Origin of the sequence: Segetibacter sp. 3557_3, from assembly GCF_004354985.1 — a bacterium.
Lineage (GTDB): Bacteria > Bacteroidota > Bacteroidia > Chitinophagales > Chitinophagaceae > Segetibacter.
Genome location: NZ_SMSK01000007.1, coordinates 112,604 through 128,453, shown reverse-complemented (window position 1 = coordinate 128,453; position 15,850 = coordinate 112,604). Strand labels below are relative to the sequence as shown.

Annotated in this window: 15 protein-coding genes; 4 read left to right on the top strand and 11 right to left on the bottom strand. The window is 45.3% G+C overall.

Translation table 11 applies throughout. The features are described from left to right. Nucleotides 1-350: 350 nt before the first annotated feature. Nucleotides 351-1,358 carry a helix-turn-helix transcriptional regulator gene (locus EXU57_RS12775; RefSeq protein WP_133268607.1) on the top strand — a complete coding sequence of 336 codons (1,008 nt, stop codon included), beginning with the start codon at nucleotides 351-353 and terminating at the stop codon, nucleotides 1,356-1,358. A 37-nt stretch (nucleotides 1,359-1,395) separates the two neighbouring features. After that, on the top strand, nucleotides 1,396-2,406 hold the full coding sequence (locus tag EXU57_RS12770) for a helix-turn-helix domain-containing protein (RefSeq protein WP_133268606.1): 1,011 nt from the start codon (nucleotides 1,396-1,398) through the stop codon (nucleotides 2,404-2,406). A 1-nt stretch (nucleotide 2,407) separates the two neighbouring features. Here EXU57_RS12770 and kdsA read toward each other — a convergent pair whose 3' ends face one another. Then, complete coding sequence (gene kdsA, locus EXU57_RS12765; RefSeq protein ID WP_133268605.1) at nucleotides 2,408-3,232, bottom strand: 3-deoxy-8-phosphooctulonate synthase; 825 nt, start codon at nucleotides 3,230-3,232, stop codon at nucleotides 2,408-2,410. A gap of 223 nt (nucleotides 3,233-3,455) precedes the next feature. Here kdsA and EXU57_RS12760 point away from each other — a divergent pair, with 223 nt between their 5' ends. Next, nucleotides 3,456-4,397 carry an NAD-dependent epimerase/dehydratase family protein gene (locus tag EXU57_RS12760; protein WP_133268604.1) on the top strand — a complete coding sequence of 314 codons (942 nt, stop codon included), beginning with the start codon at nucleotides 3,456-3,458 and terminating at the stop codon, nucleotides 4,395-4,397. A gap of 213 nt (nucleotides 4,398-4,610) precedes the next feature. Here EXU57_RS12760 and dapB read toward each other — a convergent pair whose 3' ends face one another. From dapB to EXU57_RS12735, 5 genes are all read right to left on the bottom strand, one after another. Then, nucleotides 4,611-5,330, bottom strand: a complete 720-nt coding sequence (gene dapB / locus EXU57_RS12755; RefSeq protein ID WP_133268603.1) for a 4-hydroxy-tetrahydrodipicolinate reductase — start codon at nucleotides 5,328-5,330, stop codon at nucleotides 4,611-4,613. A gap of 34 nt (nucleotides 5,331-5,364) precedes the next feature. Continuing rightward, nucleotides 5,365-6,012, bottom strand: a complete 648-nt coding sequence (locus tag EXU57_RS12750; RefSeq protein WP_133268602.1) for a DUF5683 domain-containing protein — start codon at nucleotides 6,010-6,012, stop codon at nucleotides 5,365-5,367. Nucleotides 6,013-6,017: 5 nt separating this feature from the next. Further along, nucleotides 6,018-6,932 (bottom strand): ParB/RepB/Spo0J family partition protein, encoded by a 915-nt coding sequence (locus EXU57_RS12745; RefSeq protein WP_133268601.1) that lies wholly within the window; start codon nucleotides 6,930-6,932, stop codon nucleotides 6,018-6,020. Between the two features lie 82 nt (nucleotides 6,933-7,014). After that, complete coding sequence (locus EXU57_RS12740) at nucleotides 7,015-7,830, bottom strand: ParA family protein (protein ID WP_133268600.1); 816 nt, start codon at nucleotides 7,828-7,830, stop codon at nucleotides 7,015-7,017. Between the two features lie 29 nt (nucleotides 7,831-7,859). Then, complete coding sequence (locus EXU57_RS12735) at nucleotides 7,860-8,540, bottom strand: metal-dependent hydrolase (protein WP_133268599.1); 681 nt, start codon at nucleotides 8,538-8,540, stop codon at nucleotides 7,860-7,862. Between the two features lie 392 nt (nucleotides 8,541-8,932). On the opposite strand from EXU57_RS12735, the gene EXU57_RS12730 reads away from it, so the two are divergent. Further along, nucleotides 8,933-9,574, top strand: coding sequence for a hypothetical protein (locus tag EXU57_RS12730; RefSeq protein WP_133268598.1), 642 nt, complete (start codon nucleotides 8,933-8,935; stop codon nucleotides 9,572-9,574). A gap of 71 nt (nucleotides 9,575-9,645) precedes the next feature. Here the strand turns inward: EXU57_RS12730 and EXU57_RS12725 are convergent, their stop codons facing one another. The 5 genes from EXU57_RS12725 to EXU57_RS12705 form a co-directional block, all read right to left on the bottom strand. Next, nucleotides 9,646-10,650, bottom strand: a complete 1,005-nt coding sequence (locus EXU57_RS12725; RefSeq protein ID WP_133268597.1) for a hypothetical protein — start codon at nucleotides 10,648-10,650, stop codon at nucleotides 9,646-9,648. Between the two features lie 120 nt (nucleotides 10,651-10,770). Next, entirely contained in the window at nucleotides 10,771-11,793 is a 1,023-nt protein-coding gene (locus tag EXU57_RS12720; RefSeq protein ID WP_133268596.1) for a hypothetical protein, read from the bottom strand. Nucleotides 11,794-11,813: 20 nt separating this feature from the next. After that, a complete protein-coding gene (locus tag EXU57_RS12715; protein ID WP_133268595.1) occupies nucleotides 11,814-12,539 on the bottom strand; it encodes a hypothetical protein in 726 nt (241 codons plus the stop codon). Between the two features lie 421 nt (nucleotides 12,540-12,960). Further along, a complete protein-coding gene (locus EXU57_RS12710; RefSeq protein ID WP_133268594.1) occupies nucleotides 12,961-14,331 on the bottom strand; it encodes a c-type cytochrome in 1,371 nt (456 codons plus the stop codon). 57 nt (nucleotides 14,332-14,388) lie between these two features. After that, nucleotides 14,389-15,822, bottom strand: a complete 1,434-nt coding sequence (locus EXU57_RS12705) for a c-type cytochrome (protein ID WP_133268593.1) — start codon at nucleotides 15,820-15,822, stop codon at nucleotides 14,389-14,391. Nucleotides 15,823-15,850 lie beyond the last annotated feature (28 nt).

The following is a 15,850-nucleotide window of genomic DNA, read 5'->3' as shown; positions in this document are numbered from 1 at the left end:
TTATATGAATTCTAGGCTCAAGCGAAATGAGTTTTTTTGCGGTTTACCCGTGTAATTTGACTAAATTGCGATAGGCTGACGTTACCAAAACAGGAAAGCACTACTATGAAAAAGCTTAGAAGAATTATAGAATTGCAGGCCTTTGGTGTTTGCTCGTTAATCGGCGAGAAAATGGGAATAGCAACGAGCCGGATTCGTATGTGGTTCATTTATATTTCTTTTCTAACATTGGGCTCTCCTGTACTTGTTTATATGATTTTAGCGTTTTGGATCAATATCAAGAATTACATCTACTCAGCAAAACGAAATCCACTCCGATATTTATAACAGAAAAACCAAAATCCAATACGTTGTTAAAACTTGAATACGACCACACCAACTATGAAGAACTACTCCAATTTTTTGCAAAAACCTTTAAGCATAAACTTAAGGACAACACCTTAACACTCCCTCCCGAAATTGGAACAGGTTACTTCAAATATATACAGCTCTCCAACGGTTTACAGGGGCTGATATCCGACTATACCGTTCATAAAGACATCACCTTTCAACGAACCAAAATAAAGGATGACTATTTCTCCCTGAGGTTTGATGAGGTTTATACCCCCGACAGCGGCGACGAAAATGGAACAACGGCACTCAGTTCGATGCCTGTGCCAACCATAATCAATCCTGCAAAATCAGCCGTTTTTCTTGGCAGTACCCGTTTCGACTGGTTGTTTATCACACCTGAAAATTCAAGAGTAAAAGGTGTAGACTTCATCTTTAGCAAAGAGTGGATGAGCAACTTCATTGGTATGGAGAGTGTAGGCGGCATGATAAAAAAATACCTCAGTCTTAAGATGAGCGCATTTAATTATGAGCCCATGGACGTTGAGTACAAACGCATCCTTTCGGAGATCGTAACACCCGATGTAGATCCGTCGTACGAACGACTGGTTGTGCAAAACAGGGTTATGTTACTGCTTGAAAGGTTCTTCACGCGCATCAACGATAAGATGAGCGACATGCATTTTGACGTAAAAGTCAGCAACGAAGACATCGCCAGGCTTAAGAAGATAGAAGGTGAACTGGTAAAGGATTTTTCTGTAGAACCGCTTGGCATTGCAAAGCTTGCACGCTTGGCTGCCATGAGTCCATCGAAACTAAAGAACAGTTTCAAAGAAATTTATGGTCTTCCCATATACCAATACTACCAGAAACAACGTATGAATAAGGCCAAAGCAATGCTGCTTTCGCAGAAGTATACGGTCAGGGACGTGGGCATCGAAGTTGGATTTAGTAACCTCAGCAACTTTGCCAAAGCATTCAAAAAGTCCTTTGATCAATTACCAAGCGATCTACTTTACAACAGGTAGCAGACATTATCTTTGTTGAAGAAATCAACTATATTCTGTGATAAATTTTGAACTAAGTAAAGCTGACTATGTAGAAGTATGCCAGTCACTTGCCGCCGAGCTAAATGTAAAGGCGCCGGGTAACAGCTTCGCCATCCCTCAGTCGAAAGGAACGGGGTTTGTTTGGGCAGAGCGACTTCCACTGGGTATTACGGTAATGGTTTCCGAAACTTCGATGAACGAAGATTTTATCTTTTCTTACGAGGTTCGTTCAGACTATTCTTTTTGCCTGCAGTTTAGCGACGCCCAGGTCGACAACCATTCAATTGCCAAAAAGGAGCATAGAAACCGTAATGCCATCCTGGTACATACTTCGGTAAAAATTACGGATACCTTAAAGCCCATAACATTCCTGCTTCCTGCAGGGATCACGCTTCGATCCGTAAAATTCTTCTTCAACCGCGAGCACCTTGCCCGTTTACTCGGCAAGGCTGAAATCGAACACGTGCTCAGCCAATACTTCTCGTTCCTGATAAAAAACGAAAGTATCGCGCCTATAGATACCATCTACAGGGTTACGCTTAACGAGCTGTTGATGGAACAAATCAATCACCCGCTGCGGTTCAACTATATCCAGAACAGGATCCTTTTGCTGATCGAAAAATTCATCCTGAAACTTCACAGCAAAAAAGACCTGCTCTTTACTAAGTTAAAAAACAACGACGATGAAATTGCCCGGTTAATGCGGGTAGAAGCATTGCTGGTAAAAGACTTTTCTGTAAACCCGCCGACCATCATCGAGCTTTCGAAGATTTCAGCAATGAGCCCAACCAAACTAAAAACCGATTTTAAGTCGTTGTACGGTTTGCCGATATACGAATACTATCAGAAGAACCGGATGCTCAAAGCCAAATCATTGCTGGCACTGTCGAAATACTCCATAAAAGAAGTGGGCATAATGGTGGGTTATTGCAACCTTAGTCATTTTGCAAATACCTTTCGCAAAGAGTTTGGTATGTTGCCGAGCGAGATGGCTTATCGTGGCGGTATGGTGGTGTACAATGCTTGACTCACATCACCGCCTTTCGCAGTTTTACCAGCTTTATCAACAGGTTTTCTAGCAGGTCGAGCCGTAACATATTTGCACCATCGCTTTTTGCAACAGCAGGGTTTGGATGAGTTTCTATAAACAAGCCTTCAGCGCCGGCAGCAATCGCAGCCTTTGCAATGGTTTCAATCATTTGTGGGTTGCCGCCCGTTACACCACTGGTTTGATTGGGTTGTTGCAGGCTATGGGTACAATCCATTACCACCGGAACTCCATGTGACTGCATAACCGGAATGTTGCGGTAGTCCACAATCAGGTCCTGGTAACCAAAGGTGGTACCCCTTTCAGTTAGCAATACCTTGTCGTTTCCAGCTTTTCGGATTTTATCAACCGCAAATTTCATTGCTTCGCCACTTACAAATTGCCCCTTCTTTACATTAACCACTTTGCCCGTTTCTGCAGCTGCAACCAGTAGGTCTGTCTGCCTGCACAAAAACGCTGGTATCTGCAATACATCAATGTATTTTGCTGCGGGTGCAGCTTCATCGTGCGCATGAATATCACTGGTAGTTGGTAAGCCATAGGTTTGGCCGGTTTTCCGGATTAACTCCATCGCAGCTTCATCACCAATGCCCGTGAAACTTGATGCGCTGGTGCGGTTGCCTTTGCGATACGAGGCTTTAAACATGTACGGTATACCCAGGTTTTTACATATGGAAAACACCTTTTCCGCAACTTCCATAACCAATGCCTCATCTTCAACAACACAGGGCCCGCAAATCAGGAAAAATTGATTGCGATCATAATCCTGTCCTGAAAACAATTCGTTTAAAAAAGCGCTACTCATAGGCCGAAATTAGCGCTTACTACCGAGAAGGCGCATACCTTCAATTATATTTAATCTAAGTGTCCAAACAGCAATTCGCAAGTGCACCCTTAAAGTTTTTTTGGGAACGAGCAGTTGAACCCATCCCGGCTCCGGTTGTGTCACTCCCTTGTACGGTAACAAAATAATGAGCCGGTATAATCCATCCTGGTTGGCTAATTTTGCCCGCCTGATCCAATAAAACATGAGCAAAGAAAAGATACTCGTAATCGGTGCCTCAGGGCAGATAGGTGTGGAGCTTACGCTTGCACTAAGAAGAATATATGGAAACAACAATGTTGTCGCTTCCGATCTTCGTGAAGAGAACGACCTGTTAAAAGGAACCGGTCCATATGTAAGCATCGATGTGATGAACAAGGAAATGCTGCATGTTCAGGTAATCCGGCAAAACGTTACGCAGATATACCTGCTTGCCGCTATACTTAGTGCAACCGGTGAAAAAAATCCTACGCTCGCCTGGAACCTCAACATGCAGGGTCTGCTCAACGTGCTCGACATTGCAAGGGAAGAACAAATCAGGAAAGTATATTGGCCCAGCAGTATTGCGGTGTTTGGTCCCACGTCGCCAAAAGTAAACTGCCCGCAGCAAACGATTATCGAACCAATAACAGTGTATGGCATCAGTAAATATGCCGGCGAATTCTGGTGTAATTACTACAATAAACGTTATGGTGTTGATGTCAGAAGCCTGCGTTATCCCGGCTTGATCAGTTATAAGTCGTCCCCCGGTGGCGGTACCACTGATTATGCCGTAGATATTTTTCACCAGGCCCTGGAAGATAAAGCGTATACCTGTTTTTTAAAGGAAGACACCCGTTTGCCAATGATGTATATGCCCGATGCCATTCGGGCGACTATCGAACTTATGGAGGCTCCGGCAGAGCATATATCGATACGTACCTCGTATAATCTTTCGGGTGTAAGCTTTTCGCCCAGTGAAATCGCCGCAGAAATCAAGAAACATATACCTGAATTTACCATTAGCTATAAGCCCGACTCAAGGCAGGACATCGCCGATAGCTGGCCCCAAAGCATCGATGATAGTGTGGCAACCAGCGACTGGAACTGGAAGCCGGAATACGACCTTCAGATGATGACAAAAGATATGTTCGCCAATCTGCATTAGCGTTGTCTATTGCCGGATTACGGATTGGCGAATTACGGATTGGGAAGTTCGAGGTATTTTTATGGGTGTTCAGATTGGCGATGGGTCCGACGGCTTACCCCTGTCAACCAGTCAACTTATCAACTGATCAACAAGTCAACCAGTCAACCAATCAACCAGTCAACTAGTCAACCTATCAACTAGTCAACCTATCAAATCCCCAACTCCCCCAACTCAGCTAAAACCCAGCACATCTTTCATCGTAAAGATCCCCTTCTTACCCAAAACAAATTCTGCAGCGAGCACAGCTCCTCCAGCGAAACCTTTCCGGTTATGCGCAGTATGAATGATTTCGATGTCATCGATTTCGGAACTGTACTTTATGCTATGGGTTCCCGGTGCAGGATCAATCCGTTTGCTGGTAATCAATAGTTCGTCAGCGTTTGACGAAGGAGTGTTTATCCAGGATTTCTTGGTTTTAATGTGTTGAAGCACCTGTTCAGCCAGGCTAATCGCCGTGCCACTTGGAGCATCCTTTTTTTCCGTGTGGTGGATCTCCTCCATGCTGACTTCATAATCCGGGTACGGGGCCATGAGTGAAGCCAGGTAGCTGTTGACCTCGAAGAACAGGTTTACGCCTATGCTGTAATTACTCGCATACAGCAGTGTGCCGTTTCGTTCTTCACAAAAAGTCTTTACTTCCTCCCATTGAGCCAGCCAACCAGTTGAGCCGCTTACCACGGGTACACCCGCAGAAATACATTTCCGGATGTTGTCGGTTGCACTGTGTGGACTTGTAAATTCAATCGCAACATCGGCCTGTGCTACTGCAGCTTCCGTAAACTCCTCCGTATTATCAATATGTATTTTAAGTACGATTTCATGGCCTTTTTTGAGGGCAATTTCTTCAATTGCCTTTCCCATTTTTCCGTACCCGATAAGTGCTATTTTCATGCAGTTGGTTTTTCTGGAAAGTTCCAAATAGAAGTTAGCGAAGCGGCTGTAATAACCTGCGTTGAGAGGGGGACTTTACCGCAAGTACAAGTCCCAGACCGATGCTGTTACCCTGGCCGCTGATACCCGGCTTCAGCTGAAGGGTGAGGTCATCGCTGACATCGAAGTCTTTAAGATGTGCAAACACTGTTGCGTCAGCAACCTGGATACCCCAGGCGATTAAAAAATATAAGATGGAGTAGTCCCGGTTTTTACGAAATGAATTCCGTAGGTATTGCAGGTCCTCAGCCCGGAATGTTCTTAGCTGCGGATCTATTTCATTAACCCGGTTGGTGTCGTTATTCACAATAATCTGGTAGGCAAGTTTTGTTCTTTTATACCAGGTCGTATTGTAGATGTAAAAGCCGGCTGGCACCCCAATGACACCGTAAACCAAAGGGATCTTCCAATACTCCCGGTTATATGCCTGTCCCCACCCTGGCAATACAGCTGAACGAAACGTTGCTTTACGAGGAATGTGTTTTATCCTGACAATGGTATCAGGTGCGGTAAGGGTTCTTCCGGTGTCCGTTTGCCGGGACACCGTATCCAACCGTCCACGGGCAAGTTGTTCTTTTTCAGACTGTGCATAGGCACCGACGGATAAAGACAGAGATATGAAAAGCGAATAAAACCACTTCATGGTATTTAACTGGCAGACACATTCATTTGCTCGAGAATTTTGTTCAATTCCTGCAAAGAGTAGTATTCAATTGATATGCTTCCAAAGCCTTTTTTGTTGTGTGCCAGGTTTACTTTGGTACCAAAATGTGTCGCTAAGGTATCTTCAATTCTTTTGTACGCTGGCGGCAGCTCAGCTTTTACCGAAGATTTAACGGCCTCAGTATCTGTTTTGTACATCTTCCGAACCAACTCTTCGGTTTGCCTTACACTCAGCCCTTTACCTCTAATTTCATTATAGATAAAGAGCTGTTTATCTACCGTGTCCACATTTATCAAAGCCCTGGCATGACCCATACTAAGCGTTCCATTTCGAACCGCAAGCTGGATATCGGGTGGAAGGCGAAGCAGGCGAATGTAGTTGGTTACCGTACTCCGTTCTTTTCCCATTCTTTCAGCTACCTGCTCCTGGGTATAATTCAGTTCTTCCATCATACGCTTATAACTCAAGCCGATTTCTATGGCATTAAGGTCTTCGCGCTGCAGGTTTTCCAGCAAGGCAAGTTCCAGCAATTCCTGGTCATTTGCCTGCCTGATGTAGGCTGGAATATCTGTGAGTCCAGCAAGTTTAGCTGCACGAAAACGGCGTTCACCGCTGATGAGCTGAAACTTTCCATTTTCAATGGCTGAAACGGTAACCGGCTGGATTATGTCGTGCAACTTTATAGAAGCAGCCAATTCACTCATCGCCTGCTCATCGAAGTCGCGACGGGGTTGTCGTGGATTGACTTCGATATTTGTCAGCGGAATACGGTTGATTCCTGTTGCAGTTTCAATTACCGGCTGTTTTAGATTTCCGGTGGTCGTCTTAAGGTCTGAGTCGATATTCTGTAAAAGGCTCCTGATGCCTTTGCCCAGGAGATCTTTTTTATTGTTGGTCATGTATATTCCTGTTTCGGGTAGCTTAAAGTCACTACCAAATCGTAATTAAGTACAGGTGAATTAGGCTCAACCTGCACGATGGTTAAACCGGGTCGGGAGTATCCAATATCCTGTCTTCCCGTGCAATTTTTGTAAGGTCGTTTTTTTGCAACACCTCTTTTGCGAGGTTCAGATAATTTACTGCGCCTTTACTGTCAGAGTCATAGAGTATTACCGGCTTTCCAAAACTTGGTGCTTCGCTTAAACGGGTGTTGCGGTGGATGATCGTAGTAAATACCATTTCATCAAAATGTCTCCTCACCTCGCTAACCACCTGGTTGCAGAGCCTTAACCGGCCATCATACATCGTCATGAGGATACCCTCAATTTGCAATTCCGGGTTAAGGCGATTTTGGACAATCTTAATCGTATTCAGCAATTTGCCCAAACCTTCAAGGGCAAAAAACTCGCATTGAACAGGTACAATAACACTGTCGGCAGCTACCAAAGCATTTACGGTAATCAAACCCAGAGACGGAGAACAGTCGATTACAATAAAGTCGTACCTGTCTTTCACCGCATCAAGCATATTCTTCATCACCGTTTCGCGGTTCGGATAATTGATCATTTCGATTTCTGCACCTACAAGATCAATATGTGACGGAATAACATCAAGATGAGGGATGTCGCTTTTTAGAATAACATCCTGCGAAGTAGCATTGTTGATCATGCAGTCGTAAAGGCTGCTGGTGACGTTATGTAAATCAAAGCCAACCCCGGTTGTACTATTTGCTTGCGGGTCGGCGTCTACAAGAAGCGTTTTGTATTCGAGCACAGCAAAACTTGCTGCCAGGTTTATGGCTGTGGTAGTTTTTCCTACGCCTCCCTTTTGATTTGCAACACCTATAATTCTACCCATGTAAATAAACTTGTATTTTATGCTTGAACCTAAATATCAATGGTTTCGCCAATACCCGGCAATAGTAACATTTTTCCGGCAGCCTCAAATTCTGCCTTTGCTTTTTCTGTATCAATCTTTATATAGCCAAAGGTGTCATAATGAACCCCAATCACTTTGGCAGTGTTCACAAACTCAGCAGCTACAACTGCATCCGCTATGTCCATGGTAAAGTTGTCGCCAATGGGGAGCACCGAAAAATCGATTTTGGCCCAACGGGGGATCAGTTGCATATCAAGCGTGAGGGCAGTGTCTCCGGCATAATAAAAGTTGCCATCATTCGTGATAAACACAAATCCCAACGGATTTCCGCCATATGACCCATCAGGTAAACCGCCGCTGTGATGTGCAACGACGCACTTAACCGTACCGAAGTCAAATTTCCATTTGCCCCCGGTGTTCATGGGGTGGGTATTGGAAACGCCCTTGCCGTTTAGCCATTCGTGTACTTCAAAGGCACAAACAACCTTAGCTCCGGTACGTTTTGCGATGGCCTCGCAATCTGCGATGTGGTCAGCATGGCCATGGCTTAGGAAGATAAAGTCGGCTTGGATTGTATCAATATCAATATTCCGCGCCAGCTCATTTGGCGTAATAAATGGATCGAACAGGATATTCTTACCCGCGATCTCCACACTGAAACAGGAATGTCCGTAATAGCTAAACTTCATCACCTTAGTTTATATTTCTCTGCAATTGATTATATCTTCCGAAACGCAATCCCGGTACCGGCATAAGTTGATTTCGAATTTCTTCGCCAGCAATAACAGCACTCAATGGTTGCCCTAAGATCCATCGAAAAACATCCCGGACTTTACACGTAACAAAACTGGTAACTAAATGCCCAAAAGTACGTTCTACAGGGCATTCAGGGGAGTCAAGTTTTCAACAGCAAATACATCTAAACGATTTCTGCAAATAATACCTCCTGCCAGCTGCACAAGAAGGTCCCACGCGCGCCATAAAAGCAAGAAAAGTTGTAATATCAACAGGGCGAATCGCTACACAAGGGTACATAAAAGCTGGCGTAATTATTATGCAGCTATCTATAAACCAATTTTTTATGTTAGAAAGACGCACAATATCCGGGGATGCTGACACCATCTTTCAGCAGGTTACCAGCGACATCGCAACAAATGGATCGCAGGACTACCATGTAGTGCTGCAAACAGATAAAGGCAACATTGAAATGGACATCGTGAGTTCGCCAGGCGGGAATGCAGAAGGTGGCTATGAACAAACAAACCTATTGGCAGAGTTGCCGGCAAATTCAACCTTCCGTTTTGCCATTTATCCCGAGGACGTAATCAACAGGATCGGAAAGCTCTTTGGAATGCAGGATGTCAAAATAGGCTATCCTGAGTTTGACGACAAGGTAATTGTGCAAACGAATGACCAGGGGAAGCTGAAATCCCTGTTTGCTGACCAGGCCATCCGTCACGTGTTCGAATCCCTTTCGGGTTATTCCTTCCATATTGATAAACACAAAGAGCAGGAAGGCGATCACCTGCACCTGGTGATTCAACGCGTAATTTCAACGCCTACAGATTTGCAACAGATCTTTCACGCGTTTATGCATGTACTTGGTTCTTTTAGCAAGCAAAATATCCCCGAGCAGGTGCACCTTCATAACATTTCAATTCCTACAAACGGAACATCCTCACCGGTAGAAAACCGGGAACATGGGTTTGATCAAGTTACTTAGGAAGGTAGCCATAATAAAAGAGGGGTTGATCATTTATCGTGATCAACCCCTCTTTTATTATAAAATTTACTTTAGCGAAGGTTAAGCAAGAAACCGATAGTGAAGTTACTGTCCCAATCAAAAACGAAAGTGTCGGTATTGGTCCCGTCTTGTATGGCTTTGTAAATGTTTAGGCCTGATCCCATCTTTTTGTCTGCGGCTTTGTAGTCTCCCGGGTTTTTCAAAACGGTATAGCGTTCCTCGCCATTACGGTGTTGCTTCGCAAGCGTAAAAGGAACCCCTCCGATGATAAAACAAACATTTCTTTTACCAGACGGTATTTTACCAATCTGGCCCTTGACCTGGTTGTAAACAGCATCATCTGTCTGGTTATCAGAATAGTATTTGGCACCCGGTAATTCGATCGACTTCAGCTGGCTGTTTTCCTGCCATGAAATTTTTGTATTACCTGATCCGATGTCAACCAAAAATGAGTTGTCCTGGAATGCTCGCGGAACTGTTGCCTGGAAGGCGAATTTACCTTCCTGGTCTGGGGTAACCAGGTTAACAACATAGCCCATTTTCTTAAGTTCATTCGCGATAAGTTCCGTTTTTGGTTCTTTTTGCGCTCCGGAGGAGATAACGAAGTGCATGTTGTTTTTAGATACTCCCTTATCAAACATGCCAGCGAGGTACTTTTTCAAACCTGCACGGATATCGTCTGTCGTAGCTAAGCCTTCATAAGCCAGGCTTTCCCCGAAATCTTTGGACACGATCTCCCAACGTTTGTCTTTGTCCATATTAATTACAAAGGAGTTGAAGCCGGTTGCGCCAACCTCAACCACACCTCTTAAGATACCTTCAACCGGCTTTTCTGCTGTATAATCAAACGTACGTCCATCAGCGGATGTATTGGAGGCAGAGGGTGTAGTTTTTTCGTTTGCCGTACCGGGTTCTTTTGCATCGGCATTCCAGGCACTGTCATTTGTGTTAGCTGTACTTGTACCTGATGAGGGAAGGTATTTTCGTATCAGGAAAAAGGCAATTACACCAATGATTAAAAAAATGGCAATTTTTCCACCGGGCTTTAGTTTCATTGTTTTTGTTTTAGCGTTGAGTTTATGCAGTCATCCAATTGCTGCTTATCGTTTTAAATGGTTGTTAAGAAGATTTTTGCCAGGGCTGCACTGCGAACCCATTCGAGCGAGGCTTACAGGCTATTTATTAAGGTAATCGAGGTATTTGTTTTTGTCACCATCTTTACCGGTGGCAGTACTGTTGATCCCGGTCGCCGTACCCTGGATAGTATCGGCGTAGTTAAACGTCTTGTCTACATCCAGGCGGGTAGCGGTCTGCGCGGCAATAGAGACTTTTGCTGCGTCTTTAAGATCCTGTGCATTCATGGCCTGCGAGGTAATCTGGATAGCTGACTTAATTCCACCAATCTTATTTGCAACGTCTTCCCTGATTTTCTGGATGGCCCGGTCGGCGTCATTATTAAGATCGGTATTGCCGGTGAACGCTTTCATCGCTTTGCCCATTGTGGCCGATGCAGTTGTAACCGCGTCGTATTTGGCTTTCTGGATTTTGATCGTGTTCTTTGAATTCAAAAGTGCAACCCCTGATTTACGGTAAGCCTTGTCCGCGAAGACCACCAGGTTTTTTACATCGTTAGACACCGGCTTTACTGCATCGATAAAATCTTTTGCATTATTAAAGTTTGTTGCTGCAGTTTCCAGGGCGAGCTGGGTATCGAAATCGTCAGGGTTTTTAGCCAATCGTGCCTGGCAGATCTTTACCTCTGCTTGAGCCTGCCTGAGGTTTCGCTCATTTTCTTCAAGTTGCATTTGCAGCGATGTTTCCTGAGCCTTCAATTTTTCACCATGGATGCGGAGCTGATCGCGATCTTTTTCAGCTTCTTCAACCTGGAGGTTCAAAATATTCCAGGGGTTCATTTCGATAGCCCATCCCAATAAGCCTTGTGCAATTGCTTCAGAAAAGTAATGAAGTCCCCGCCAGAATTTTTTGTTCGTTAATATCATCAGCAGCACAATTGCAACGGCAATACCGATGATTAACTGAACAGTGCCCCAAACTACCGATAGCAGAAAGGGTAAAATGTAGATGTAAAATAGTATTGCAAGACCCGCAAGGATGGCAAGGGTTAATACCGTGCCCCAGGTCTTCTTCGGGTCTGCCTTCGGGAGTTCAAAAGTGGGTTTAGCTATTTCGTTGGCCATGGTTTATACATTTATGATGGTTAAGCAAAGTATTGGTTGATTTTCAATAGTTCGCCTTCAATTTCTTTTTTCTTGTTTTCTCCCGCCTGCATAAAAGCATCCTTGTTCGCGGTAAGCGTTTGACGGCTTTGGGTAATTTCCGCTTCTGCTTGTTTGATCTCGTTGTTCAGGGTTGCTATCCGGTTGGTAAGTTCCTGGAGTTCGCGATTCTTTTGTTCCAGGCTTTTTTGCCTGAGTTCTACATTGTTCCGGTATTGCTCGTTGTAAACACCCTCAAAAGCTTTCAGGTCTTTGTCGATGATGTTTATGTATTCACGCCCGGTTTGGTTTAAACGCTCCTTGGTTAGCCCCGTGCGTTTAAGCACATTAAAAGCAGTTTTATACCTGGTCTCCTCGTCTGCAATTGCCTCAACATCAATTTTGCTATCGATGAATTCTTTGAGATCGGTTCCCTGGAACAAGGGATTGGTGGTGTTTGCTTCCTCAATCAGGTTATTGAAGTGTTGCTCGTATTGTGCGGCCGACTTGCCCGGTCCTGGTTGCACGGTTGAAGTGTTCTGGGGCTGGGGAGTGACTGCCGGAGCCGGAGATTGATGAGTAGGTGCTGTGGAAACCGGCGGCACCGGCACCTGCTGATTGAGCTCCGGGTTGTTTGGCTCCTTTGGCAAATCACCATTCTTTTTCTCTTCGGCATCCTTATCGTCGAATTCAACAAAGGGCCGTAGTATAGATTTGAAGAGACTCATGATTTTTGATTAAAAATAATCATTATTATCAGACTTGTATGCCTGCACATAGTTAGCTGGTATTTGCCGATAAGCAAAGCGGCTTTCCGGCGGCGGGCGTACCAATCGAACAAGTAAAAATAGTTGATTGTAAAAAAATAAGGCATACACCCTGGCGGTACATGCCTTATCCGTAATCCTGTTGAATATAGTTGCATTAAAGGTTAATAGCCTTCTGCTAAGTATTTTTTGCTACTACTGCTTTTAATTCCTTCACTTACAAAATAGATAGCTACTGCGCCGGCAATACCTGCAATGGCTGCGAACATTAAGATATTTTTCATGCTTTCAGAGTTTCTAATTGGAATGCAATTCGCATACCACTGCAGCCCACATGCTTTTGACAGGGCAATTGTCGCTTTAACCCCCATACGACCAACGACTATAATGTCTTTAAGTATTCAATCACTGCCTTCCTTTGCGTAGCGGTGAGCTTATCACCGAAATAGTGGCCGTAGTTGCCATAGCCGGGCAAGGTGGTATTGTATGCTTTGCGTTCCGGCTTGTCAAAAGCAGTGTACTTCCAGCCGGGACTGGCATAGTCGTATTCAGGTTTGTCGAAATCACGGGTCCAGTAGGCAGGCCTGGCTTTGCTGTTCAACACACCTTCGAGTGTTGGAACGGATCCGTTGTGGAGATAAGGTGCAGTTATCCAGATGCCGTCTAATGGTGGAGCTATGTATCCGTCAAAAGGAACAAGTCTCGCAGGATTGTCGCCGGTTGTGAACCAGCTCTTGTTGAACCAGTCTATAAACTGGGGAAAAGAGGAATTGCTCTTGAACAAGGCAGAGTCGGTCCTGATGATATTTGAGGGGATGAGCAAATTCGGATACTCACCTTTTTCGCCATAAGTGCCATGGCACTTTGAACAGTTGTCGTTGAAAAGCGCCTGGCCGCTCTCTGCAAGTTCTTTATCGATTGGCCGGTCATATTTGGGTGCCTCCAGGCTGTAGACATAAGCAAGTACATCGTTGAAGTGGCCATAAACCTCGCGGGCCTCAGATGAGTCGGAAACGGTCAGCAGGTTCGAAGCCATAAGAAACCTTGAAAAGTCGCCCCTGCCATAACCATTGTAGAACATGGCATTTTTCTTTTTGAGCAACCACCAGGCAGGAAAATCAGTAGGCACCACCTCTTTTGGGATATCCATGATAGGTTTACTGCTCCACTGGAGGGTTTGCGGATCGCGGTGTGCCACCAGCAGTGCAGCCAGTCGCCCTGCCGCATTCACTCCACGCACCTCAGTAGTCATATCCGGCGCAATCGTACGGGTAGCTTGCAAAAAACTCTTTGATGCCTGTAATTGCTTTGGGTTTAGCAGCGAAAGCATTGTATACAGGTTTCCCGCCATGCGACCCACCGACTTATTCTGCGAGAAATCAATGCTGGTATTACCCAGCCCCATCACCAATTTGCCATCAAATACCTGGGCATGGCATTGCATGCAATTGGGCGCAACCACAAGTTCACCATTGGGTGCATTTACCGCGGTGTACTCATAGCTAATTTTTTCGTTATCGCCCGTACGCTTCAGGTGATTGTCGTTGCTGGAGCCAAAACCTTTCAGAAAGAGGTTGTAAGGAATCCCGCTTTTGAGGTAATCGCCGGTAACAACGTATTCGTAGCCTTTCCCGGCATCCCCGGTTCGTTGAACCGATGGTTCGATGTGCACAGGTTTTTCGAAATCGGCAACAAATGCCAGGTAAGAAATACAGGTAGCAAGAAGAAGAAATATGATGAGCGTTTTTTTCATTATTGTTTGTTCCGGTGAAATTAGGCACTATTGTGCCCATAGTGGGGCAGCCAAATGCTAAAGGGTCTTTAAATATTCTATAACGGCATCGCGTTCGGTTTTTGAAAGCTCATCGCCAAACGTATGACCGTAGTTGCCATACCCCGGCAAATTGGTATTGTAAACCCGGTTGCCGCTGGATTGCTTCCGTACCTGGTATTTCCAGCCAAGTTTTTCATAGTCGTAATCGGTCCGGTTGAAGTTACGCGTCCAGTATTCGGGCCTGAGTTTGCTGTTCAGTACGGCCTCGATGGTAGGCACTGCGCCGTTGTGAAAATATGGAGCCGTTATCCAAACACCGTCCAGCGGTGGAGCTATGTAACCGTATTCGGGCTGAAACCAGGCTGGACCATCACCTGAACTAAACCAGCTGTTGTTGTACCACTTGGTATAACCATCCTGAACGAAATATTGTTTAGCCATCAGTGAATCTGTGCCCACAGTTGGCTGCGATACCACGATGTTGGGGTAAGATCCTGCTTTGCCGTAAGTTCCATGGCATCGCGCACAGTTATCATTAAAGAGCGCTTTGCCTTCCAAAACGAGCTTGTTGTTCACCGCTTTGGGATAGGGGGGTGGCTGTAACTGGCGGAGGTAGGCCAATACATCTTTCATTTTTTCGTGGATCCGGTTGGCCGATACGGTGTCGTTAAGGGTAAGCAGGGTTGCAGCCATGATTTGTTTTGCAAAACTGCCCCGGCCGTTTGCGTTATAATACATGGCGTTTTTCTTCTTCAGTAACCACCAGGCGGGAACGTCGGTTGGTATAACAGCTTGCTGGGTGGGGAAGTAACTGGTGTCGCCATTCCACGAGAGGGTCCGCGGATCGCGGTGTACGGCAATCACTTCGGCAATCCGTTCAGCCGGGTTGACCCCCCATGCTTCGGTAACAATAAGGGGAGACACTGCTTTACCCGCCTGCAGTATATGGCGGGAGCCTTTATAATTGCCCGAGTTTTTGCCATATATGGCTTTCACTGCAGCTTCGGCAACCCTTAGGTTAAGCGATGTGTTGGTGGTATAATAGCCAAAAGAGTTGCCAAGGCCGATGATGGTGCTATCGTTGATGATGGTGGAGTGACATTGCAGGCAACCGGGTGCTGCCAGCTTTTTCCCGTGTTCACCGGTATAAACATTGAAGTCGATCAGCATGTTCTGGCTGTATCCCATCAATTGGTAAACCGGACGTTTATCGTCGCGCATGATCCATTTGTAAAGACCCGCGGGGATACCGCTACTGATGTATTCGCCGCTTTTCAGGTATTCGAATCCTTTTACCGGATCGCCTGGGGGTTGATCGTACCGGGGAAGACTGATATATTCATCATCAGCCCGTACCGGCATTGGTGTATTTGCGAGGTCGTGTAATTGCTTACGATTTGTTTTATGCAGCATGCACGCGTAAAGAAAACACATGGCACCTAGCAGCAACAAAACTTTAAATGATTTCATGAGAGGGTTCTAACATAAATTTACGCCC